General features: G+C 73.6%; 18 protein-coding genes. 6 read left to right on the top strand and 12 right to left on the bottom strand.

The window, feature by feature from the left end; genetic code table 11:
• Positions 1 to 16 precede the first annotated feature (16 nt).
• Positions 17 to 1,333, top strand: a complete 1,317-nt coding sequence (locus tag ACZ4V1_RS15380) for an ABC transporter substrate-binding protein (protein WP_468335050.1) — start codon at positions 17 to 19, stop codon at positions 1,331 to 1,333.
• 66 nt (positions 1,334 to 1,399) lie between these two features.
• Here ACZ4V1_RS15380 and ACZ4V1_RS15385 read toward each other — a convergent pair whose 3' ends face one another.
• Positions 1,400 to 3,247 (bottom strand): hypothetical protein, encoded by a 1,848-nt coding sequence (locus ACZ4V1_RS15385; RefSeq protein WP_468335053.1) that lies wholly within the window; start codon positions 3,245 to 3,247, stop codon positions 1,400 to 1,402.
• Positions 3,248 to 3,448: 201 nt separating this feature from the next.
• Complete coding sequence (locus ACZ4V1_RS15390; protein ID WP_468335056.1) at positions 3,449 to 4,834, bottom strand: transcriptional regulator; 1,386 nt, start codon at positions 4,832 to 4,834, stop codon at positions 3,449 to 3,451.
• Positions 4,835 to 5,192: 358 nt separating this feature from the next.
• Between ACZ4V1_RS15390 and ACZ4V1_RS15395 the strand changes: the two genes are divergently transcribed.
• The 3 genes from ACZ4V1_RS15395 (at position 5,193) to ACZ4V1_RS15405 (ending at position 8,348) form a co-directional block, all read left to right on the top strand.
• Positions 5,193 to 5,846 carry a bifunctional DNA primase/polymerase gene (locus ACZ4V1_RS15395; protein ID WP_468335058.1) on the top strand — a complete coding sequence of 218 codons (654 nt, stop codon included), beginning with the start codon at positions 5,193 to 5,195 and terminating at the stop codon, positions 5,844 to 5,846.
• Between the two features lie 67 nt (positions 5,847 to 5,913).
• A complete protein-coding gene (locus ACZ4V1_RS15400) occupies positions 5,914 to 6,690 on the top strand; it encodes an ABC transporter ATP-binding protein (RefSeq protein WP_468335061.1) in 777 nt (258 codons plus the stop codon).
• Positions 6,687 to 8,348 carry a transporter gene (locus ACZ4V1_RS15405; protein WP_468335064.1) on the top strand — a complete coding sequence of 554 codons (1,662 nt, stop codon included), beginning with the start codon at positions 6,687 to 6,689 and terminating at the stop codon, positions 8,346 to 8,348. The genes ACZ4V1_RS15400 and ACZ4V1_RS15405 overlap by 4 nt, the downstream gene beginning before the upstream one ends.
• A gap of 28 nt (positions 8,349 to 8,376) precedes the next feature.
• Here ACZ4V1_RS15405 and ACZ4V1_RS15410 read toward each other — a convergent pair whose 3' ends face one another.
• Together ACZ4V1_RS15410 and ACZ4V1_RS15415 are read right to left on the bottom strand one after the other, a co-directional pair.
• The gene (locus tag ACZ4V1_RS15410; protein WP_468335067.1) at positions 8,377 to 9,333 is read right to left on the bottom strand and encodes an alpha/beta fold hydrolase; all 957 of its coding nucleotides are present in this window, start codon (positions 9,331 to 9,333) and stop codon (positions 8,377 to 8,379) included.
• Between the two features lie 585 nt (positions 9,334 to 9,918).
• Positions 9,919 to 10,611, bottom strand: a complete 693-nt coding sequence (locus ACZ4V1_RS15415) for a metal-dependent transcriptional regulator (RefSeq protein WP_468335070.1) — start codon at positions 10,609 to 10,611, stop codon at positions 9,919 to 9,921.
• A 211-nt stretch (positions 10,612 to 10,822) separates the two neighbouring features.
• Between ACZ4V1_RS15415 and ACZ4V1_RS15420 the strand changes: the two genes are divergently transcribed.
• On the top strand, positions 10,823 to 11,578 hold the full coding sequence (locus ACZ4V1_RS15420) for an SIS domain-containing protein (RefSeq protein WP_468335074.1): 756 nt from the start codon (positions 10,823 to 10,825) through the stop codon (positions 11,576 to 11,578).
• An 85-nt stretch (positions 11,579 to 11,663) separates the two neighbouring features.
• Here ACZ4V1_RS15420 and ACZ4V1_RS15425 read toward each other — a convergent pair whose 3' ends face one another.
• The 3 genes from ACZ4V1_RS15425 to ACZ4V1_RS15435 form a co-directional block, all read right to left on the bottom strand.
• Positions 11,664 to 13,067, bottom strand: a complete 1,404-nt coding sequence (locus ACZ4V1_RS15425) for a PAS domain-containing protein (RefSeq protein WP_468335077.1) — start codon at positions 13,065 to 13,067, stop codon at positions 11,664 to 11,666.
• 145 nt (positions 13,068 to 13,212) lie between these two features.
• Complete coding sequence (locus ACZ4V1_RS15430) at positions 13,213 to 13,542, bottom strand: hypothetical protein (RefSeq protein WP_468335081.1); 330 nt, start codon at positions 13,540 to 13,542, stop codon at positions 13,213 to 13,215.
• 335 nt (positions 13,543 to 13,877) lie between these two features.
• Positions 13,878 to 14,978 carry a citrate synthase 2 gene (locus tag ACZ4V1_RS15435; protein WP_468335084.1) on the bottom strand — a complete coding sequence of 367 codons (1,101 nt, stop codon included), beginning with the start codon at positions 14,976 to 14,978 and terminating at the stop codon, positions 13,878 to 13,880.
• A gap of 272 nt (positions 14,979 to 15,250) precedes the next feature.
• Here ACZ4V1_RS15435 and pdxH point away from each other — a divergent pair, with 272 nt between their 5' ends.
• Entirely contained in the window at positions 15,251 to 15,937 is a 687-nt protein-coding gene (pdxH, locus tag ACZ4V1_RS15440) for a pyridoxamine 5'-phosphate oxidase (protein WP_468335087.1), read from the top strand.
• Between the two features lie 115 nt (positions 15,938 to 16,052).
• Here pdxH and ACZ4V1_RS15445 read toward each other — a convergent pair whose 3' ends face one another.
• The 5 genes from ACZ4V1_RS15445 to ACZ4V1_RS15465 all read right to left on the bottom strand — a co-directional run bounded on the left by ACZ4V1_RS15445 (position 16,053) and on the right by ACZ4V1_RS15465 (position 22,158).
• The gene (locus tag ACZ4V1_RS15445) at positions 16,053 to 16,703 is read right to left on the bottom strand and encodes a TetR/AcrR family transcriptional regulator (RefSeq protein WP_468335090.1); all 651 of its coding nucleotides are present in this window, start codon (positions 16,701 to 16,703) and stop codon (positions 16,053 to 16,055) included.
• The gene (locus ACZ4V1_RS15450; protein ID WP_468335682.1) at positions 16,691 to 17,419 is read right to left on the bottom strand and encodes an enoyl-CoA hydratase family protein; all 729 of its coding nucleotides are present in this window, start codon (positions 17,417 to 17,419) and stop codon (positions 16,691 to 16,693) included. The genes ACZ4V1_RS15445 and ACZ4V1_RS15450 overlap by 13 nt, the downstream gene beginning before the upstream one ends.
• A gap of 104 nt (positions 17,420 to 17,523) precedes the next feature.
• Positions 17,524 to 19,092, bottom strand: coding sequence for a 4-coumarate--CoA ligase family protein (locus tag ACZ4V1_RS15455; protein WP_468335093.1), 1,569 nt, complete (start codon positions 19,090 to 19,092; stop codon positions 17,524 to 17,526).
• Positions 19,093 to 19,119: 27 nt separating this feature from the next.
• Positions 19,120 to 20,253, bottom strand: coding sequence for an acyl-CoA dehydrogenase family protein (locus tag ACZ4V1_RS15460; RefSeq protein WP_468335095.1), 1,134 nt, complete (start codon positions 20,251 to 20,253; stop codon positions 19,120 to 19,122).
• A 30-nt stretch (positions 20,254 to 20,283) separates the two neighbouring features.
• Positions 20,284 to 22,158, bottom strand: coding sequence for an acetyl/propionyl/methylcrotonyl-CoA carboxylase subunit alpha (locus ACZ4V1_RS15465; RefSeq protein ID WP_468335685.1), 1,875 nt, complete (start codon positions 22,156 to 22,158; stop codon positions 20,284 to 20,286).
• Positions 22,159 to 22,186 lie beyond the last annotated feature (28 nt).

Genomic DNA, 22,186 nt, shown 5'->3' on the forward strand with positions numbered 1-22,186 from the left:
GGAATCGTGCGGGTACATGACCGGCAGGCGACCCACCCGCAGCACCTTCCTCAGCGGCCTGAGCGGCCGATCCCGGGCCACCCGCACCGGCGCTCTCTCCGCGGGCGCCCTGGTGGCGTGTGCGTCGCTCGCCGTCGGCTGCGGGGTCGTCCCCGGGACCACGGGGGGATCCGGGGACGACCCGATCACCGTCATGACCTGGGCGCCGCAGGACACCGGCGCGACCAACAAGCCGGGCATGCCGGCCCTCGCGCAGGCCTACGCCCGCTGGATCAACGACCGGGGCGGCCTCGGCGGCCGCAAGCTCAACCTCCTGACCTGCAACGAACACAACGACGGCGTCACCGCCGCGAAGTGCGCCCGGCGCGCCGTCAAGGAGGACGCGGTCGCCGTCCTGGGCTCCTACAGCCAGCACGCCGACTCGTTCTTCCCCGTGCTGGAGGGCGCGGGAATCCCGTACATCGGCGGCTACGGGATCACCAACACGGAGTTCACCAGCCCGCTGTCCTACCCGGTCAACGGCGGCCAGCCCGCGCTGCTCGCCGGCCTCGGCAGCGCGCTCGCCGACTCCTGCGGGCCCGTCACGCTGATCCGGCCCGACACCATCGCGGGCGACCAGCTGCCCGTGCTGCTCGACTCGGGTCTGACCTCGGGCGGGCACGAGCGGGCCGAGGACCAGCGAGCGGCGGAGGACGCCACCGCCTACGACGGACAGTCCGAGCAGGCACTGGAGCGCACGACCACCGACCCGGCGGAAGCGGGGTGCGTGGTGCCCGTCCTCGGGGACCGCACCGGCACCTTCATGGACTCCTTCCGGCGCGCCCGCGAGGACTACCCCGAGGTGCGTACCGCGACCGTGCTCGGCAGCGTCGACCAGACCTCGGTCAACGCGAGCGGCGGGGCGTCCGGGCCCTACGAGGGGGCGTACGTCACCGGCTGGTACCCGGCGGTGAGCGACCCGGCCTGGGGCGGGATGAAGAGGGTGATCAAGGAGCAGGCGTTCGGCGACAACGACGTCGACGCGGCGGACGCCGGAGTGCAGACCACCTGGATCGCGTACACCGTCTTCAAGGCGGCCGTCGAGTCGCTCGGCGACGGCGAGGTCAGCGCCGACACCATCACCCGCGCCCTCGACGACGGCCTGAAGGTCGACACGGGCGGACTGACCCCGCCCCTCGAGTGGAAGTTCGCGGACAAGCTGGCGTCGGTCGGCTTCCCGCGCCTGGTCAACGCCGAGGTCACCCTCCAGGTCGTACGACAGGGCCGCCTGGTGTCGGCCCGCGAGGGCGCCGTGGACACCACCCGCACCCTGCAGAACGCCGACGTGGCCTGAACGAGCCCCCGGCACCGGCGCGGGCGGGGGCTCCCGGCCGGGCGGGTCACAGCTGGGTCGGCCGGGTCACAGCTGGGTCGGCCGGCGTTCCGTCAGGCCGTACTTCTTGGCGATGGTGTTCCAGAGCTTGGCGGCCTCGGCCTTCTCCTTGCTCGCCGTACCGCTCGCCCGGTTCCCCGCCTGGGTCTGGCTGGTGGTGCGGGCCTTGCCCTTCTTGCAGCCGTTCTTGCCGGCCGTCTGGTCGGCCCAGGCCGCGTAGTGGTTGTCGGCCGACGCCGAGGCCTGCCACGCCTTCGTCAGGGCGGCGGTCAGCTCGGTGTGCCCCGGCAGCTTGTCCACGGACAGCTGGGAGAGGCTGGTGACCAGACCGGTGCGCTGCTTGGCGGCCTCGCGCAGGTCCTTGGCCGCCTGGGGCAGGTTGTCGCAGGACTTCACGTCGGCGACGGCGTTGATCACCGTGGTCCGGCTGTTGCCGCTGTCGGCCAGCAGCTTGTCCAGCCCGACGGCCTGCTGCCGGACCGGGTCGACGGACGGCGAGGGGGAGGCCGACGCGGACTCGGAGGCCGGGGCCGTGGCGGACACGGTCTGGTTGCCGCCCTTGTCCTCCTCGCCGCCCCCGCCGGCCATCATCGCGCCGGCGCCGACACCGACGACGGCGATACCGACGCCCACGGCCGCGAGGAGCGGCAGGCGCGAGCCGGTCCGCCCGCCGCGGCCACCCCGGCCGCCGCCGTCGTGCCCGCGCCGCCTGCCCCCGCCACCGCCGCCACCCGGGCCCTGCGGGGCGTACGCGGGCTGGTCGCCGGGGCGCGGGGGCTGCGGCTCGTCGAAGCGGGGCAGCTGCTGGGTGGCCGAGGCAGGGCTGTCGGCGCCCGGCGCGCCGCGGAAGAGGCTGTCGAATTCGGCAGGCGGCTGCCGCCCCTCGTCACCGCCGGGCGCGGCACCGTACGGGGCCGGGGCGGGCCCGCCGGGCACGGGCGCGATGAACTGCGTGGCCTCGGCGTCCGGGTTGGGGGCGGGCGCGGCGGGGGCGGGCTGGTGCCCGGTCGCGGGCTGCGAAGGGTACTGCGGTGCCCGGCCGAGGAACTGCGTCGACTCGGCATGGGTCTGGGCGGGTCTCTCCGGAGGCAGCGCCCCCGGAGCCACGGGAGGTATGTACTGCGTCGCGCCCTCGTCGGCGGACGGCCCGACCGGCGGCAGGTACTGGGTGGCACCCTCGTCGGCGGTCGCCGGAGGCGGGAAGTTCCGGGGCGCGTGCGACTGGTGCGCCGGCCCCGGCTGACTCGTGGGCGGCTGGTGCCCCTGCGACTGCGGCCCCTGCGACCGGTGCCCCTGGGGTGCGGAGGACACCTGACCGTGCTGCCCGTACGGCGGCTGCTGCCCGTACGACTGCTGCTGCCCCGACTGCTGCCCGTACGACTGCTGCTGCCCCGACTGCTGCGCGTACGACTGCTGCTGCCCGGACGGCTGCTGCTGCCCGTACGACGGCTGCGAGCCGTAGGACTGGCCGCCGGCCGGACCGCCGTACGCCGGGGCCTGTGCGCCCTCCGGGGGCAGCGGGCCCGGGCCCGTCTGGGGCGGCAGGGCGCCGGGTGCCTGCGCCGGGCCGCTCTGCGCGGGCCAGGCGTGCGGGTCGGCCTCCGGGGACTCCCAGGGCTGGGCTCCGGGCGGCGTGGGCCAGCTCTGGCCCTGGGACTGGCCCTGGGACTGGCTCTGCTGCTGCTCGGGTCCCCACGGCCGGTCCCAGGCCTGCCCGCCGGGCGGCGCCGAGGCGGGCACGGGCCGGCCGGCCTGCGGGCCGGCGGGTCCGCCGGCCGGGCCCGGCAGCACGGGCTCGCCGCCGTCCGAGGGCAGCACGATGCCTTCGTGCGCTTGCCGCGCCGAGGGCTCCTCGCCCTGTCCACTCTGCGTCACCGGGACTCCTACGAATGGGGGACCTTCGGAATCGTCGGCTCACGCTACCGGGTCCCCGGAGCCCGCTGCCACGCAGCACCGGGCGCGCACTCCTTCCCTGTGACCGCAGTAACAAAACCGGGCCGCGGCACGCTGTTCACGGCACTTCCCGCTCACCGTGGCGGAGTTTCCGCCACGTTCACGCATCCGCGGCCCATTCGTTCACGCCGCGGCCTGGAGGTCGAGCCGCGCCCCGAACTCCCTTACCACCGCCTCCTCCCGATACGGCTCCAGTCGGGCCTGGAAGTCCTCCAGGTACTCGGCGCCCCGGTTCGAGCGGAGTGTCTCCAGGAGCTCCACGGCCTTCGTCGCGGTGTTGCAGGCCTGTTCGACCTCGCGCTGCTGCACCTGCGCGGTGGCGAGCAGCACATGGCCGATGGCGCGCCTGCGGGCCCGCGACTCCGGATGCCCGTCGAGGGACTGCCGCGCGTACCGCGCCGCCGCGTCGGCCTGGCCGAGGTCCCGGTGGCAGTGCGCCAACTCGTCGGCCAGGTAGGCCTCGTCGAAGTGCGCGATCCACACCGGGTCGTCCCCGGAGGCCGCATCGGCCGTCTCCATCGCCCCGACCGCCCGCCCGGCCGCCGTGTGGGCCGCCCGCACGTCGCCCAGCAGGGCGTGGCCGCGGGCCTCGGCCGCGTGGAACATCGCCTCGGCGCGCGGGGTCACCCGCCCGCGCGCCCCCTCCTGCGCCGCGCGCGCCAACTGCGCGATCTCGCGGGGGTTCCCGAGCTGCGCGGCCAGGTGGCTCATGGACGCGGCGAGGACGTACCCGCCGTAGCCGCGGTCCCCGGCCGCCTGCGCCAGCCGCAGTGACTGGATGTAGTACCGCTGGGCGAGGCCTGGTTGCCCCGTGTCGACGGCCATGTATCCGGCCAGTTCGGTCAGTCGGGCGACCGTGGCGAACAAATCCCGTCCGACCGCCTCCCGGTAGGAGCCCGCGAGCAGGCCGGAGACGACGCTGTTCAGGTAGTGCACGACGACCGGGCGCACGTGCCCGCTGCCGTACTGGTGGTCCAGGTCCACCAGCGCCTGCGTCATCGCCCGCACCGCCGCCACGTCGGACCGGCCCACCCGGGGCCCGGCCGCGCGCGACACCTGCGAGTCGGGGGCGGAAATCAGCCAGTCGCGGCTGGGCTCGACGAGCGCGGAGGCGGCGACGGAGGAGCCGGACAGGAAGTCCCGGCGCCCCACGTCGCTGCGCCACAGCTCGCAGACCTGCTCGATGGCTCCCAGTACCGTCGGCGAGAACTGGAGGCCGACGCCCGACGCGAGGTTCTTGCCGTTGGCCATGCCGATCTCGTCGATCGTGACCGTGCGGCCGAGCTTGCGTCCGAGTGCCTCGGCGATGATCGCCGGTGCCCGGCCCCGGGGTTGCTGCCCGCGCAGCCAGCGCGCCACGGACGTCTTGTCGTACCGCAGGTCGAGACCGTGCTCGACCCCGCACATGTTGACCCTGCGGGCGAGGCCCGCGTTCGAGCAGCCCGCTTCCTGAATGAGCGCCTGCAGTCGTTCGTTCGGCTGCCGCGCGACGAGAGGCCTTGCGGCCATGGCGTAACCCCCATGCGGTCTCATGCGGTCTCGATGCTGTCCGGGCGGACGAAAGATCCGGCCGTGAAGATCAATGCCCCGTCGATGTGCCGACAATGCGAGACTTGCGAAGCTTGCAGTGCTTGCGAGGATTGCCGGGGTAACGGCCGACGCCGGCCCCAGACGTGGCTACCCAGCTCCCGCGGCGAATCCCCCCGCGCGCCCCCGTGCATGCACCCATGCGCCCCGGATGCGGAATCGATGCTCCTCCCCCGCGCAAAGGGGAAGGCACGGGCCCGGGGGGCGCTCGCCGCAAGGGTGGCGGCGGGAGACGGGCGGGCCCCCGTAACCCCCGGTGAGCACGGGAGTTGAGCTCCACGTGGAAGAGACCATCCCCGGCACCGAAGCCGCTCAGATCCCCCAGCAGCGCGGCACGTCGCTGCTGGAGACCGCCGTACGCTACGCCGAGGAGCGCCACTGGGACGTGTTCCCCGGCACCTGGCTGGAAGCCGCCGACGGAGTGCAGCGCTGTTCGTGCGCGGACCCGGGGTGCGCCGCCCCGGGAGCGCATCCGGCGCGCGAGGACTGGGCGACGCAGGCGACGGGCAGCGCGACCGTGGCCCGCCGGATGTGGCAGAAGCAGCCGACGGCGTCGATCCTGCTGCCCACGGGGCGGACGTTCGACGCGATCGACGTGCCCGAGACCGCGGGGTTCCTGGCCCTGGCCCGGATGGAGCGGATGGAGCTGACGCTCGGGCCGGTCACACTGACGCCCGACCGGCGGATGCGGTTCTTCGTTCTTCCGGGGGCCGCGGTGAAGGTGCCGGACCTCGTGCGGCGGCTGGGGTGGTCGCCGTTGTCCCTCGACCTGACGGCGTTGGGCGAGGGCACGTACGTGGCCGCGCCGCCCACCCGGTACGGGACGCGGGGGGCCGTGCAGTGGGCGTGCCGGCCCACGCCGGCGAACCGGTGGCTGCCGGATGTGGAGGAGTTGATCTCGCCGTTGGCGTACGCGTGCGGCCGGGATCGCTAGGGGTACTCTTCGCCGCCTCTTGAACGGCGCCGCCGCCCCCGTAGGGTTCGACTCGACGGAGGGAGTCGTGGTGACCGGTAGCGCCGTACGTGTGCGGGGGCTGTGGAAGCGGTTCGGGCAGCAGGTTGCCGTGGGCGGGATCGATCTGGAGCTGCCCGCGGGCAAGTTCATCGGACTCGTCGGGCCGAACGGGGCCGGGAAGACCACCACCCTCTCCATGGTGACCGGGCTGCTCAGGCCGGATCAGGGGACGGTGGAGGTCGTCGGGCACGACGTGTGGCGTGATCCGGTGGAGGTGAAGGCCCGGATCGGAGTGCTGCCCGAGGGGCTGCGGCTGTTCGAGCGGCTGTCGGGGCGGGAACTCCTCGGCTACACCGGCCGGTTGCGCGGACTGCCCGGGGCCGAGGTCGACAAGCGGACCACGCAGTTGCTCGAGGTGCTCGACCTGTCCGGGGCCCAGCACAAACTGGTCGTCGACTACTCGACCGGCATGCGGAAGAAGACCGGGCTCGCGGCCGCGCTGCTGCACAATCCCGAAGTGCTCTTCCTGGACGAGCCGTTCGAGGGTGTCGACCCGGTCTCCGCGCAGACCATCCGGGGCGTCCTGGAGCGCTACACCGCCTCCGGAGCCACCGTCGTCTTCTCCTCCCACGTCATGGAGCTGGTGGAGTCGCTGTGCGACTGGGTGGCCGTCATGGCCGCCGGCCGCATCCGCGCCACCGGCACGCTCGCCGAGGTGCGCGGCGAGGCGCCCTCGTTGCAGCAGGCGTTCCTCGAACTCGTCGGGGCCGGGGGCCGGGACGCCGGGTCCGACCTGGACTGGCTGGGCGGCGGGTCCCGATGAGCAGGCCGGCCGCACCCGTGACGCCGGGCACGCCGGACACGCCGGACACTCCAGGCACGCCGGTCACCTCTGCCGCGTCGGTCACGTCCGTCTTCGTACGGCTGAAACTGTCCCTGCTGCGCAACGGGCTGCGGCAGTCCGGCGGACGGCGGGCCGCCTACATCGCCTCGGCCGTCGTCGTCCTGCTCTTCGCCGCGCTCCAGCTGATCGGCCTGGTCGCGCTGCGCGGATACGCCCACGTGGACTCACTCGTCGTCCTGCTGGCGGCGGTGCTGGGTCTCGGCTGGGCGGTGATGCCGCTGTTCTTCCCCGGTGGCGACGAGACGCTCGACCCCACCCGGCTGGTGATGCTGCCGCTGGGGCCTCGCCCACTGGTCCGGGCCCTGCTCGCGGCGTCGCTGGTGGGCATCGGGCCGCTGTTCACGCTCTGCGTGTTCGCCGGTTCCGTGGTCGCGGTCGCGCACGGTGGGGCGGCGTACGCCGTCGGCGTCGTCGGCGCCGTCCTCGCGCTGCTGGTGTGCGTGACCCTCGCGCGGGCCGTCGCCGCCGCCAACGTCCGGCTGCTGACCAGCCGCAGGGGGCGCGACCTCGCGGTGCTGAGCGGGCTGGTCATCGCGGTCGGGGCACAGCTCGTGAACTTCGGTGTTCAGCGGCTGGGCTCGTCGGGGCTCGAGCAGCTCGATCCGGCGGCCGGCGTGCTGCGCTGGGTGCCGCCCGCGTCGGCGATCGGCGCGATGGACGCGGCGAGCGACGGTTCCTACGGCGTCGCTCTCGCCCAGCTGGCGCTGACCGCGGCGGCCCTGGTCCTGCTGCTGGGGGTGTGGGAGCGCCATCTGACGCGGCTGATGACCGCGCCCGACGGGTCCACCCTGCCGCAGGGCGACACCCGGCCGGTGCGCGAGCGCGGCTCGGCGGGGCTCGCCCGGCTGCTGCCCGCGGGCCGCACCGGCACCACCATGGAGCGCACCCTGCGCTATGTGTGGCGCGACCCCAAGACCAAGGCGGCCTGGGTGACCTCGCTCGCCATCGGGCTCATCGTGCCCGTGTTCAACGCCTGGCAGGGCACCGGCTCGGTCTACTTCGCCTGCTTCGCCGCCGGGATGCTGGGCATCCAGATGTACAACCAGTTCGGGCAGGACACGTCCGCGTTCTGGATGGTCGCGATGACGATCTCCTCGACCCGGGACGCGTACGTCGAGCTGCGCGCCCGCGCGCTGGCCCTGCTGCTGATCACGCTGCCGTACGCCACCCTCGTCACCGTCCTGACCACCGCCATGCTCGACGACTGGCGGACGCTGCCCGAGGCGCTGGGCCTGTCCTTCGCGCTGCTCGGCGCGATGCTGGCGACCGGCGCGTGGACCTCGGCGCGCTTCCCGTACTCCATCCCGCAGGAGGGGTACAAGAACGTCGCCCCCGGGCAGGTCGGACTGGCCTGGATCTCGATCTTCGGCGGCATGGTCGGCGCGGCCCTGCTGTGCGCGCCCGTGATCGCGCTGGCGATCTGGCTGAACGTGCGCGAGGGCGCGGGCGGGGGCTGGCCGCTGCTGCCGGTGGGCGCGGTGTACGGCGCCGCGCTGGCGCTGCTCGGTCTGCGGCTGGCGGCGCCGCGCACCGCGGGGCGGCTGCCGGAGATCCTCACGGCGGTCAGCAAGGGGTGACGGCACCCCGCGGTCGGCGTGGCGCCGGTCAGCCGTCCCGGAGGCTCTCCAGGAAGGGCTCGATGGCCGCCCGCCACGCCTCCGGCTGGTCGTAGTGGACGAGGTGGCCGGCGTCGGCGACCTCCGCGTACTGGCCGCGCGGCAGCACGCGGACCATCTCCTGCGCCTCGGCGCGGCCCAGCTCCCCGTCGAGACCGCGCACGACCAGGGTCGGGCAGCGCACCTGGGCCAGCTCCTCCCAGTGGGCGTCGTAGATCCAGGTCTCGCGGGACCTGAGCATCTGCTCCGGCTCGAAGACGGGCCGCCAGCCGTCCGGGGACTCGGCCATCACCTCGGCGTAGAACTCGCCCCGGGCCGGGTTCGGGCGCTCCACCCACGGGTCGTCCTCGCCGAACCACTTGCGTACGTCCGCGAGCGTGGCGAAGGGGACCGGCCAGGCGCGGAACCACTCGGTCCAGGTGTGCTGCGAGGCGGCGCCCAGCGCGGAGGCCCGCATATCGCAGATGATCAGGCCGCGGACCAGGTCGGGGCGTTTGGCGGCGAGCTGCCAGGCGGTCAGCGCGCCCATGGCGTGGCCGATCAGCAAGGCCGGGCCGAGGCCGAGCTGCTCCAGGGCGGCCTCGGCGTCCTCGACGTAGGCCTCCCGGGTGTAGGAGGCCCGCGGGGGCTTTTCGCTGCGGCCGTGGCCGCGCTGGTCGAGCGCCACGGCCCGGTGCCGGGCGGAGAGCCAGCGGGCGGTGGGGGCCCAGTGCGAGGCACGGCCCATCAGGCCGTGCAGTAACAGCACGCCCGGCGGGTCACCGGCCGTCTCCTGGGCCGTCTCCTGGACCCGGTCGTGACTCCCGTCGTGGGTCCCGTCGTGGGTCCCGTCGTGCGTCCGGTCGTGCGTCCGGTCGTGCGTCCGGTCGGTCTTGGGAGGGTCGCCGAACTCCCAGGCCGCGAGGCGTACGCCGCCCGCCCCGGTCACGTCGATGCGCCGCGCCATGGATCCTGGCACCCCCAAGCTCCGCTCGGACCGCCCGCCCCTGCCGGGCCGGCCGGTCCTGTGAACCGTGTCCTGCCTGCCGTGCCTTGCCGTACCCGCCGTGGTGTCCGCGACCGGCTGACACCCGCAGAGTATCGAATATCAATTCGATATCACCGTTCCGGCGAGCAACACCCCTCATTCGAGTGACACCCCTCAGGGATTGATCGCCGTCGCCGAGGGGAGATCTTCAACGGGAGGCGGACCGCTCGGGGAAAACGGTCCGAGGGGATTGACCCTGAGAGCTCGGGGCTCCGGGTCAGCACAGGGGAGGACAGGCCCCGGCGCCACATGGCGCCGGGGCCCTCTCCGTCTCTCCGGCACGTCCCTCCCCCTCTCCGACGGGGCCCTCTCCGACCGGCCGACATCGCTGTCAGGCCACGGCCGGGAGCCCCTCACGTCATATGCCTCACGCCACAGCCTTGCACGCGTAGCGTCGGGGCGCTGCGGTTCGGAGCACAGAATCCCGGAAACGACGGGATCGGCCCGGTGGCGCGCATTCCCCCTGCGTGGCGGGAAGTTGACGACTGGCGGCCCGTCGTCCCCTCAGCGCTTGGCGACGAACACGTGGGAGGCGACGTCCGCCTCCAGCTCGGCCGCCTCGCCGCCGCTGCCCACCAGCACACCGCCCGCCGACTCCGTCACGCTCACCACCGAACCGGGCTGCACACCCGCCCGGCGCAGCGTGTACATGAGCTGCGCGTCCGTCTGGATCGGCTCGCCGATGCGGCGCACGACGACCGTCTTGCCCTCCGGCCCCGGGTCCAGGTCGGCGAGCGAGACCATGCCCTCGTCCAGGAACGGGTCGGCGCTGTCCGTCTCGCCCAGCTCCTCCAGGCCCGGGATCGGGTTGCCGTACGGCGACTCGGTCGGGTGGCGCAGCAGCTCCAGGACGCGACGCTCGACGGCCTCGCTCATCACGTGCTCCCAGCGGCAGGCCTCGGCGTGCACCTGCTCCCACTCCAGGCCGATCACGTCGACGAGCAGGCACTCCGCGAGCCGGTGCTTGCGCATCACGCGGGTGGCCAGCCGACGGCCCTCGTCGGTCAATTCCAGATGCCGGTCGGCCGCCACGGACACCAGACCGTCGCGCTCCATCCGCGCCACCGTCTGGCTGACCGTCGGGCCGCTCTGGTCGAGCCGCTCGGCGATCCGGGCGCGCATCGGGATCACACCTTCCTCCTCCAGCTCGAGGATGGTGCGGAGATACATCTCCGTGGTGTCGATCAGTCCGGACATACGTGCCCCTTGATGAGATTGCCGGAGGCTACGGCCCACCGGCGCGTGCGCTGGCCCTGCAGTCAATTCTGACGCATACCACCGACAACCGTGCCTCGCCGTGGAAACCCGGGCCCGTGCGGCCCACCGCGGCGCGTTGACACCGTATTGACACCGCACTGGTCCAGACCGCACCGTGATCCGCGACGCAGCCACACCGAAGGGGCCCCGTATGAGCGACCGCAAGCCGGCCGGCCAGTTCATCGACGCCGCGATCGGCCTCCTGCGACGCGTCCGCGACGAGGAGGCCGACACCGTGGAGGCGGCCGGCACGCTGCTCGCCGACACCGTGCTGGACGGCGGCCGGCTCTTCGCCTTCGGCGCCGGTCACTCCTCCCTCGCCGCCCAGGACGTCGTCTACCGCGCCGGCGGACTCGCCCTGATGAACCTGCTCGCCGTGCCCGGCGTCGTCGGCGTGGACGTGATGCCGGCGACGCTCGGCTCCGCGCTGGAGCGCGTGGCCGGCCTCGCGAGCGTCGTACTGGACTCCTCGCCGCTCCGCGAGGGCGACGCCCTGGTGATCGTCTCCCTCTCCGGCCGCAACGCCCTGCCGGTGGAGATGGCCCTGAACGCCCGCGCGCTCGGCGTGCGGGTCATCGGCGTGACCTCGGTGGCGTACGCCTCCGAGACCAAGTCGCGGCACTCCTCCGGCACCTTCCTCAAGGACCACTGCGACATCGTGCTGGACTCCAAGATCGCGGTCGGCGACGCGGAGCTCACCCTCGACACCGTCCCGGTGCCCTTCGCACCCGCCTCCACGGTCGTCACCAGCGCCCTCCTCCAGGCCGTCATGGCCACGGCGGCCGCCGCCCTCGCCGACCGCGGCATCGAGCCGCCCCTGCTGCGCTCGGGCAACGTGGACGGCGGCCACGAGTGGAACGGGCGCGTACTGGAGCAGTACCGGGACCGGATCTTCTACCGCCGCTGAGCGTGCCGTACGGCACGGGCCGCCCCCGAGGGACCCGCCGCAGGGACCGGGACCGTCGACGGCCCGGTCCCGTCCCGGTACCCCGCTAACGCTTCCCCAGCGCGCCGGCCAGGTCCAGTGCCGTCGCGATGCGGACCGCCACGTCCTCGGCGTACGTCGCGTCGGACCGCTCGAACGCGCTCCGTCCCGAGCCCCGCAGAAACGTCACGACGCCCAGGGTCCGGCCCCGGCTGCGCAGTACCGCGCACAGGCCGTGCACCGTGTCCGCCGGCCACTGCCGGGCCGTGGCCCACTCGCGCACCCGCTCGGTCGGCACCGCCCGGACACTCGCGCTGGCCCGCACCGAGCCCGACCGCTCCACGCACTGCACCGCCGGATGCCCCTCGCCGTACCGCACCGGCATCCCCGTCGTCCCGGTCGGCACGCTCGGCCCCGGGGCCCCGGACGGCGTGGCCGCGACCCGGACCAGCCGGACCGGGTCGGACGCGTCGGTGTCGGTCACCGCCCCGCCCACGACCCGGTCGATCAGGGCGTGGTCGGCGAACCCGGCGAGCGCGAAGTCCAGGTGGACGACCGCCGCCTCCGCAGGGTCCTCGCACTCGGCGGCCGCACGCGCCGCCCGGTGCAGCTGATTGGCCCGGAACCGCAGCAGCGCCGCTTCCTGCTCCGCCTGCTTCGACTCCGTGACGTCCTGGAACAGCCAGCCGACCCCCAACGGCACCGGCTCCTCCGCCAGCGGCGACGCCAGCCGCACGAACCCGCTGCGCCAGCACCGGCGCCGCTCGCCCTCCGGGGTACGCACGCTCACCCAGACCTCGGCGGGCGCGGGCGGCGTGCCCTCCGCCAGCACGTGCGTGAGCGCGTTCTCCAGCTCCTCGACGCCCTGGGCGAGCAGATCGCCGAGCGGCCGGCCCAGTACGGACGTACGCCCGGCGCCCAGCGCACGCGCCGCGTGGGCGTTCACGACGGCGGGGCGCAGATCCACGTCGACCAGCACGACGCCCCAGCTCGCGTCCTCCAGCAGCGCCTCGCTCAGCGCGATGGACCGCTCCAGGTCGATCTGCGCGTGCACCTCGCTGAACGCGCAGTACACCCCCGCGGGCCTGCCGTCGGGGCCGCGTACGGCCGCGGACTGGGTGCGCACCAGCACCCGCCCGCCGTCCTTGGTCAGCAGCGCGAACTCGTGCACCTGCCGCCCCGGGGCCCGCATCGCGGACAGCAGCCGCTCCTCGACGTCCCCGGCGTCCGCCCGGCGCACGGCCCACCCGGCGAAGCCCTGCCGGCCCACGGCCTCGGCCGCGGTCCAGCCCAGGATGCGCTCCGCCTCGCGGTTCCAGTGGGTGACGATGCCGTGCGCGTCGAAGGCGCACAGGGCGGCGTCCATGCCGTCGAGGAGCGCGGCCAACAGGTCCGCGCCGTCCCGCTCGGGCTGCTCCGGCTCGTCCGGCCCCAGCTCGTCGGTGGTCCCACTACGCCGGGAAGCACTCACCTGGACCCCCTGCAGGCTGCGTCCGCCGTACGGTACGTCGGTTCGCTCACTGGCCTTCATTCAACTCGAACGTGATGCAGCACACACCGAGTTCCCGCAAGATTGCAGAAATCGTTGTACTGCGGAAACTCGGCATACGCCCCCGTCATGAGGGGTACGAAGCGAGCCGCAGGCCGACCCACTCGTCGCTCTCGCCGTCCAGCACGTACCGCTCCCGTTCCACGAACCTACGCGCCGCCCCGAACCGCAACCCGTCGGCGTTCGCGGCCGGCAGCACGGTCTCCACCGCTCCGGCACCGAGCACGCGCGCGTGCTCCATCCCCGACCCGTAGAGCGCCGTACCGATGCCGCGCGCCCGGAAGTCGGGCAGCACCCGGGCAATCACGGTCGCCACCCGCTCCTCCACCGTGGCGTCGCCGTCGACGGCCTCGATCCGCAGCCCCGGGACCGGCGGCTCCCCCTGTCGCTTCGTCATGGGCGAAACGGTAGGTGACCAGCGCAGACGCGTCCACGGGAGAGCGCCGACGAATCGACTCGGAAAACCGATTGCCCGGCGGCCGAACGCTTCCTAGGGTGTGCGGTACACGAGAAGGGAGGTGGTTCGGCAGATGTATGAGAACCGGACGCGTGAGGTGGCTGCGGGCTAGCGGCCCGTCACCACACCGAGTGCGGTGCCGGACCAGCGCGTGACAGACGCGTGCAGCCGGCCCAATCCCGAGCAGTCACCCGACCCGCGAGTCGCCGGTACGTCCGGCCGGCTCCTCCAGTGGAGGAACCAGACTCGCGGGTCGTCTGCGTTCACGGGACTCGTCAGTCCGCGATGTCGGCGTAGCCCTCGATCTCGCGCGGGTCGCGGGAGCCGGGGCCCACGTAGCGGGCCGAGGGACGGACCAGGCGGCCGGTGCGCTTCTGCTCGAGGATGTGGGCCGACCAGCCGGCCGTGCGGGCGCAGGTGAACATCGAGGTGAACATGTGGGCCGGGACCTCGGCGAAGTCCAGCATGATGGCGGCCCAGAACTCGACGTTGGTGGCCAGGACGCGGTCCGGGCGGCGGGCGTGCAGCTCCGCCAGGGCGGCCTTCTCCAGGGCTTCGGCGACCTCGAAGCGCGGGGCGCCCAGTTCGCGGGCGGTGCGGCGCAGGACGCGGGCGCGGGGGTCCTCGGCGCGGTAGACGCGGTGGCCGAAGCCCATGAGGCGCTCTCCGGCGTCGAGGGTCTTCTTGACGTAGGCCTCGGCGTCCCCGGTGCGCTCGATCTCCTCGATCATGTGCAGGACGCGGGAGGGGGCGCCGCCGTGCAGCGGGCCGGACATCGCGCCCACGGCGCCGGAGAGGGCCGCCGCCACGTCCGCGCCGGTGGAGGCGATGACGCGGGCGGTGAAGGTGGAGGCGTTCATGCCGTGCTCGGCGGCGGAGGTCCAGTAGGCGTCGACGGCGGCGACGTGCTTGGGGTCGGGCTCGCCGCGCCAGCGGATCATGAAGCGTTCGACCACGGACCGCGCCTTGTCGATCTCGCGCTGGGGAACCATGGGCAGGCCCTGGCCGCGGGCCGACTGGGCGACGTAGGACAGGGCCATGACGGCGGCGCGGGCGAGGTCGGCGCGGGCCTGCTCGGCGTCGATGTCCAGGAGGGGCTTGAGGCCCCAGACGGGTGCGAGCATGGCGAGCGCGGACTGCACGTCGACGCGGATGTCCCCGGAGTGGACCGGGATCGGGAAGGGCTCCGCCGGCGGCAGCCCGGGGTTGAAGGCGCCGTCGACGAGCAGGCCCCAGACGTTGCCGAAGGAGACCTGCCCGACCAGGTCCTCGATGTCGACGCCGCGGTAGCGAAGGGCGCCGCCCTCCTTGTCGGGTTCGGCGATCTCCGTTTCGAACGCGACGACTCCCTCGAGCCCGGGTACGAAGTCGGACATCAGGCGGCTCCTCGTGATCGTGATGTGTGGGCGACCTGTGCGGGGGCGGTGCGGTCGTCCCCCATGGACCCGCCGGGTCCATCGGATCCACGGTCGCTTCGACGACTCGCGGTCCTGGCGGTCATCCCTGTGATGCCCCGTACGGTCGGCGGTCATCCAACCGGACCGGGAGCAAGCACGATATCCCCGAGTGCCACGCTTGGGGAGCCCCCGCGGCACTCAGTGCCACTGGGTGACGAAGGACACGGAGACACCGGCCCGGATACGGCAGGATGGCCGACGTGACCGATCGCGAAGCCGACTCCGCCGCCCCCTCCGATCTCCCCTCGATGCGCAAGCAGTACCGGGCCGAGGGGCTCCTGGAAACCGAGCTGGCCGCGGCTCCCGTCGAGCAGTTCGCCCGCTGGTTCAAGCAGGCCGCGACCGAGGGCGGGTTGTTCGAGCCGAACGCCATGGTCGTCTCCACGGCGGACGCGGAGGGCCGGCCCTCCTCCCGCACGGTGCTGCTGAAGCACTTCGACGAGCGGGGCTTCGTCTTCTACACCAACTACGACTCCCGCAAGGCACGTGACCTGGGCGAGAACCCGCACGTCTCGCTGCTCTTCCCCTGGCATCCGATGGCCCGGCAGGTGATCGTGACCGGCGTCGCGCGGCGCACCGGGCGGGACGAGACCGCCGCGTACTTCCGGACCCGGCCGCACGGCTCCCAGCTGGGCGCCTGGGCCAGCGTCCAGTCCGCGGTGGTGGCCGGCCGGAGCGCCCTGGACGCCGCGTACGCCGAGCTGGCGGCGCGCTACCCGGAGGGCGAGCAGGTGCCGGTGCCGCCCCACTGGGGCGGGTTCCGGGTGGTGCCGCGGGCGGTGGAGTTCTGGCAGGGGCGGGAGAACCGGCTGCACGACAGGCTGCGGTACGTGGCGGAGGCGGGCGGGGGCTGGCGGGTGGAGCGACTCAGCCCGTGAGTCGCTGAGTCCGTGAGTCCCTGCGCCCGTGAGCCCCTGCGCCCGTGAGTCCGTGAGTCCCTGCGTCCCGTCGGCGTCGAGGTCGGCGATCACCTGGAAACGGTCCCCCATGGCGTCAGCCCGGTGTCCCGTCCAGCGCCCCGTCCAGCAGCCGGGCCCACTGCTCGACCACCCGTTCCCGGCGGGCGGCGTCGTCGGTGAGGAGGTTGGCGAGGCCCAGGCCACGGGCCATGTCCAGGAGGCCCTGGACGGTTTCCCGGGCGCCGGGGCGGGTCTCGTCGGCGCCGAGGAGGTCGACCGCGATGCGGTGGGTCTCGCGGCCGACGCGGGCCTCCAGCTCGGTCACCCGGCCGCGCAGCTGCTCCTCGTCGGAGGCGGCCACCCACAGGTGCAGGGCGGCCCGGAACAGGGGGCCGGTGTAGAGGTCGACCAGGGCGGCGACCACGGCCCTGCGGTCGTCCGCCGCCGCGCCCTCGGGGAACAGGGCACGCAGCGCGATGGAGCGTTCCTCCGCCACGTACTCCACGGCCGCCGTGAAGAGATCCTCGCGGGTCGGGAAGTGGTGCTGGGCGGCGCCTCGGGAGACCCCGGCGTGTTCGGCGACGACGGAGACCGTGGAGCCCGCCCAGCCACGTTCGGCGAGGCAGGCCACGGCGGCTTCGAGGAGCCGTTGCCGGGTGGCCCGGCTGCGGTCCTGCTTGGGAACGCGCTCCGTGCGGTCGGCCGTGTTCATGGCCGTGTTCACGGCACCGCTCACACCACCCATTCCGGATCCCGTCGTTCGAGGAAGGCCGTCATCCCCTCCCGGGCCTGCGGGGAGGCGAACAGCCGGGCCGAGAGCGCGGTCAGGTCGGCCGCGTCCCGGTCGAAGGCCTCCAGCACCCTAGCCGTGAGCAGCCGTTTCGTCTCGGCCAGTGCCTGTGGTGAGGCGCGGCGCACACCGTCCAGTACGGGTTCCAGTACGGCGTCCACGTCGTCGCCCGCCGCCGTGACCAGGCCGATGCGGGCGGCCTCGGCGGCGTCGAAGCGTTCGCCGGTGAGGTAGTAGCGGGCGAGGGCGCGGGGGTCGGTGCGGGGCAGCAGCGGGAGGGAGATGACGGCGGGGGCCACACCGATGCGGACCTCGGTGAAGGCGAACGTGGCCGCCGGGGACGCCGCCGCGATGTCGCACACCGCGAGCAGGCCGAGGCCGCCCGCGCGGACGTGCCCGGTGACCCGGGCGATCACCGGTTTCGGCACCTCGGCGATCCGCCGGAGCAGGCCGACCAGGGCGTCCGGGCCGGGCGGGTCGCGCAGGTCGGCGCCGGCGCTGAACGTGTTTCCGGTGTGGGTGAGGAGGACGGCGCGGACGTCGGCGTCCGCGCCCGCGTCGGTGAGGGCGTCGGCCAGGTCGCCGACGAGGGCGGCGGACAGGGCGTTGCGGTTGTGCGGGGAGTCGAGGGTGAGGGTCTCGACGCCCCGCGCGCGCGTGCGGGCGACCAGAGGCGCTTCCCGGGCCGCGGCGACTTCCCGGGCCGCAGAGGCTTCCCGGGCAGCGGGGACCTCCCGGGCAGCGGGGGCTTCCCGGTTCCCGGGCGCTTCCCCGTTCACGTCCGCTCCCTGAGCTGTCGGCGGAGGATCTTGCCGCTGGCCGCCCTGGGCACGCCGTCGACGAAGGTGACTTGGCGGACGCGTTTGTAGGGGGCGACGCGTTCGGCGACGTACATCATGATCTCGCCCTCCGAGAGGCCGGGTTCGGCCGGCCGGCGCACCACGTAGGCGTGCGGCACCTCGTTGCCGTCGTCGTTGCAGGCGCCGATGACGGCCGCGTCGGCGATACCGGGGTGGGTGAGCAGGAGGGCTTCGAGTTCGGCGGGCGCCACCTGGAAGCCCTTGTACTTGATCAGCTCCTTGACGCGGTCGACGACGAACAGCCAGCCCCCGGCGTCGACGTGTCCGACGTCCCCGGTGCGCAGCCAGCCGTCCTCGTCGATCATGGCGCTGGTGGCGTCGGGGCGGCCCAGGTAGCCCTTCATGACCTGTGGTCCGCGGATGAGGATCTCGCCGGACTCGCCGGCGGGGAGGTCCTTGCCGGGGTCGTCGAGGGAGACGATGCGCATCTCGGTGCCGGCGATGAGTTTGCCGACGGTGCCGGGCGGCGCGGAGCTCATGGCGTCCAGGGGGACGACGTGGGTGCCCGGGGACAGTTCCGTCATGCCGTACGCCTGCCCGACGGGCGGCAGGCCCAGCCGCCGCGAGCAGGCGGCGGCGAGCTTCGCGTCCAGGGGGGCGGCCGCGCTGACGATGTACTTCAGGGAGGAGAGGTCGTAGTCGGCGACCAGGGGGTGCTTGGCGAGGGCGAGGACGATCGGCGGGGCGACGTACAGGCCGGTGATGCGGTGGTTCTGGATGGCGTCGAGGAACTGCTCCAGGTCGAAGCGGGGCAGCACGACGACGGTGGCGCCGAGCCGCAGCGGGGCGTTCATGAGGGCCGTCAGACCGTAGATGTGGAAGAACGGGAGCACGGCGAGGACGCGGTCGCCCGGTGCGGCCGGCATCAGCGGTTCGAGCTGGGTGAGGTTGGTGGCGATCTGCCGGTGGGTGAGCATCACGCCCTTGGGGGTGCCGGTGGTGCCCGAGGAGTACGGCAGCGCGGCGACGTCCTCGGCGGGGTCGATGGCGACGGACGGTTCGGGCGCGGCGGACGCCAGCATGTCGATGAGCGAGCGGTGGCCGGGCGCGCTGTCGCAGACGAAGACCTCCTGGACGCCGCCCGCGAGTTCGGCGGCCCGGCGGGCGGTGTCCAGCAGAGGGGAGACGGTGACGATCCAGCGGGCCCGCGAGTCGCCGAGTTGCCCCGCGAACTCCTCCGCCGTGGCGAGCGGGTGCACGGTGGTCACCGAGGCACCCGCGCGCGTGGCGGCGTAGAAGGCCAGCGGGAAGGCGATGGTGTTGGGGCTGTGCAGGGCGAGGACGTCGCCCTTGCGCACACCGGCCTCGGCGAGCGCGGCGGCGACGCGCCGGTGGAACCGGTCCACCTGCCCGTACGAGAGGGTGGTGCCGTCGGTGCCGTCGATCAGCGCGGGGGCGTCGCCGAACTCGGCGGCCCGGCCGAGCACGGCCTCGTGGATGGGCAGGTCGACGGGCGGGACGTCTGCGTACTCGCTGCGGAACATGGTTCCTCCAGTACGGACCGGTGCGGGCTAGTACGACTTGGGCAGGCCCAGGGTCTGGTGGGAGACGTAGTTGAGAATCATCTCCCGGCTCACGGGGGCGATACGAGCCACGCGCGACGCCGTTATCAGCGAGGCGAGCCCGAACTCGCGCGTGAGGCCGTTGCCGCCGAGGGTGTGCACGGCCTGGTCGACGGCCCTCACGCAGGCCTCCCCGGCCGCGTACTTGGCCATGTTGGCGGCCTCGCCCGCGCCCGTGTCGTCACCGGCGTCGTAGAGGTGCGCCGCCTTGCGCATCATCAGGCGGGCCAGTTCGAGGTCGATGTGCGCCTGGGCGAGGGGGTGGGCGATGGCCTGGTGGGCGCCGATGGGGGTCTTCCAGACGGTGCGCTCGCGGGCGTAGTCGAGGGCGCGGGAGAGCGCGTAACGGCCCATGCCGATTCCGAACGCCGCCGTCATGATGCGCTCGGGGTTGAGCCCGGCGAAGAGCTGGAGGAGGCCCGCGTCCTCGTCGCCGACGAGCGCGTCGGCGGGCAGCCGTACGTCGTCGAGGGTCAGCTCGAACTGCTTTTCGACGGCGTCCAGTTCCATGTCGATCCGGCGGCGCTCGAAGCCGGGGGTGTCCCGGGGGACGATGAACAGGCAGGGCTTGAGCTTGCCGGTGCGGGCGTCCTCGGTACGGCCGACGATGAGGGTGGCGTCGGAGATGTCGACGCCGCTGATGAAGACCTTGCGGCCGGTGAGGAGCCAGTCGGTGCCGTCGCGGCGGGCGGTCGTGGTGATGCGGTGGCTGTTGGAGCCGGCGTCGGGTTCGGTGATGCCGAAGGCCATGGTGCGGGTGCCGTCGGCGATGCCGGGGAGCCACCGCTGTTTCTGGGCCTCGGTGCCGAAGCGGGCGATGATGTTGCCGCAGATGGCCGGGGTGACGACCAGCATGAGCAGCGGGCAGCCGGCCGCGCCGAGTTCCTCCAGGACGATGGAGAGTTCGGTGATGCCGGCGCCGCCGCCCCCGTGGGCCTCGGGGAGGTTGACGCCGAGGTAGCCGAGTTCGCCCGCCTCGGCCCAGAGGGCTGCCCGGTCGTGGTCGCGGCCGTGGCGGGCGCCGAGGGCGGCGACGGCGGCGCGGAGAGCTGTGTGTTCTTCGGATTCGACGTGCGTGAGCATGTGACTCCTTCGGCTGCGGGCTCGTCGTGGTCAGTCGCGCGGTTCCCCGGGCCCCTGAGCCGCGTCTTCGTCGACCACGGCCAGGAGGGCGCCGACCTCCACCTGCCTGCCGGGCTCGGCGTTGAGGGCGGTGAGAGTGCCGGTGACCGGGGCGGTGATCCTGTGTTCCATCTTCATCGCCTCCAGCCACAGGAGGGGCCGGCCCGCCTCTACCGCGGAGCCCTCCGTCAGTCCCTCCGCGACGCGGACGACCGTGCCCGGCATCGGCGCCAGGAGGGAGCCGGGGGCGTGCTGGGCGGCGGGGTCGGGGAAGCGGGGCAGGGCGGTGAGGCGGGTGGCGTTGACGTGAACCTGGTCGCCGTACACCGCCACCTCGAACCCGCGCCGCACGCCATCGGCTTCCAGCAGGACCGAACGGGCGTCGGCGTGCACCACGCGTACGCCCTCGGCGGTGAGACCCGTGCGGGTGTGGTGGTAGCGGACCTCGTGTTCCTCGCCCGCCATGGCATAGCGCTTCACCTGGGGCTGCGAGGGCAGGTTGCGCCAGCCGCCGAACCGGCCCGCGTTGGCGCTCGCGTCGGCGAGGGCGGCGGCCAGGGGGGCGAGGGGGCCCGGGGCGGGTGACGTCAGCTCGGCCAGGTGACGTCCGTAGAAGCCGGTGTCCATGCGGGCGGCGGTGAACTCCTCGTGACGCAGTGAGCGGACGAGGAGGTCCCGGTTGGTGACCGGGCCGTGGATCGCCGCCCGTTCCAGGGCGCCGGCGAGCCGGCGGACGGCCTCCGCGCGCGTGGGTGCGTGCGCGACCGCCTTGGCGAGCATCGGGTCGTAGTGGACGCCGATGTCGTCGCCGTCGGTGTAGCCGGTGTCCAGGCGGATGCCGTCGGGCACGGCGAGGCGGTGCAGGCGGCCGGTCTGCGGGGCCCAGCCGTTCGCCGGGTCCTCGGCGTACAGGCGGGCCTCGACGGCGTGGCCGGACGCGCGTGGGGGGCCGGCCTCGAGGGCGTGGCCCTCGGCGACGCGGAGTTGGAGGGCGACGAGGTCGAGGCCGAAGACCGCCTCCGTGACCGGGTGCTCGACCTGGAGGCGGGTGTTCATCTCCAGGAAGTGCGCCCTGCCGTCCGCGACGAGGAACTCGACGGTCCCGGCACCGACGTAGTCGACGGCGCGGGCGGCACGCACGGCCAGCGTGTGGAGCTCCGCCGTCAGCTCCTCGGCCAGTCCCGGCGCCGGGGCCTCCTCGACGACCTTCTGGTGGCGGCGCTGGAGGGAGCAGTCGCGGGTGCCGAGCGCCCACACCGTGCCGTGGGTGTCGGCGAGGATCTGCACCTCGACGTGGCGGCCGTTCTCGACGTACGGCTCGGCGAACACCTCGCCGTCACCGAAGGCGCTCACCGCCTCCGCGCGGGCGGCGGTCAGTTCGTCGTCGAGGTCGGCGAGACGCCGTACGACGCGCATGCCGCGTCCGCCGCCGCCCGCCGAGGCCTTCACCAGGACCGGCAGGTCGGCCTCGGTGACGTGCGTGAGGGGCGCGATGCCCATCAGTTCCTTGGCACGCGTCTTGGACGCCATCGCCTCGATCGCCTTCGGCGGCGGTCCGATCCAGGTCAGGCCCGCGTCGACGACGGCGCGTGCGAAGTCGGCGTTCTCGGAGAGGAAGCCGTAGCCGGGGTGTACGGCGTCGGCGCCGGCGGCGACGGCGGCCTTCACGATCAGGTCGCCGCGCAGGTAGGTGTCGGCGGAGGCCGCGCCCGGCAGTCGCACCGACGCGTCGGCCACGCGCGCGTGGCGGGCGGTCCCGTCGGCGTCCGAGTGCACGGCGACCGTCCGGATTCCCAGCTCACGGCAGGTACGGAAGATCCGGCAGGCGATCTCGCCCCGGTTTGCGACGAGGACGGTGCCGATCACAGTGCTTCCCTCGCTGGTCACAGGGTTC

The organism is Streptomyces sp. NPDC028991, assembly GCF_055564775.1.

Excerpts from the sequence above, each read along its gene's own strand:
- ACZ4V1_RS15405 (WP_468335064.1), top strand. The coding sequence starts at position 6,687 with ATGAGCAGGCCGGCCGCACCCGTGACGCCGGGCACGCCGGACACGCCG.
- ACZ4V1_RS15430 (WP_468335081.1), bottom strand. The coding sequence starts at position 13,542 with ATGACGAAGCGACAGGGGGAGCCGCCGGTCCCGGGGCTGCGGATCGAG.
- ACZ4V1_RS15460 (WP_468335095.1), bottom strand. The coding sequence starts at position 20,253 with ATGCTCACGCACGTCGAATCCGAAGAACACACAGCTCTCCGCGCCGCC.
- ACZ4V1_RS15415 (WP_468335070.1), bottom strand. The coding sequence starts at position 10,611 with ATGTCCGGACTGATCGACACCACGGAGATGTATCTCCGCACCATCCTC.
- ACZ4V1_RS15380 (WP_468335050.1), top strand. The coding sequence starts at position 17 with ATGACCGGCAGGCGACCCACCCGCAGCACCTTCCTCAGCGGCCTGAGC.
- ACZ4V1_RS15410 (WP_468335067.1), bottom strand. The coding sequence starts at position 9,333 with ATGGCGCGGCGCATCGACGTGACCGGGGCGGGCGGCGTACGCCTCGCG.
- ACZ4V1_RS15390 (WP_468335056.1), bottom strand. The coding sequence starts at position 4,834 with ATGGCCGCAAGGCCTCTCGTCGCGCGGCAGCCGAACGAACGACTGCAG.
- ACZ4V1_RS15435 (WP_468335084.1), bottom strand. The coding sequence starts at position 14,978 with ATGTCCGACTTCGTACCCGGGCTCGAGGGAGTCGTCGCGTTCGAAACG.
- ACZ4V1_RS15420 (WP_468335074.1), top strand. The coding sequence starts at position 10,823 with ATGAGCGACCGCAAGCCGGCCGGCCAGTTCATCGACGCCGCGATCGGC.
- ACZ4V1_RS15455 (WP_468335093.1), bottom strand. The coding sequence starts at position 19,092 with ATGTTCCGCAGCGAGTACGCAGACGTCCCGCCCGTCGACCTGCCCATC.
- ACZ4V1_RS15445 (WP_468335090.1), bottom strand. The coding sequence starts at position 16,703 with ATGGGTGGTGTGAGCGGTGCCGTGAACACGGCCATGAACACGGCCGAC.
- pdxH (WP_468335087.1), top strand. The coding sequence starts at position 15,251 with ATGGCCGACGTGACCGATCGCGAAGCCGACTCCGCCGCCCCCTCCGAT.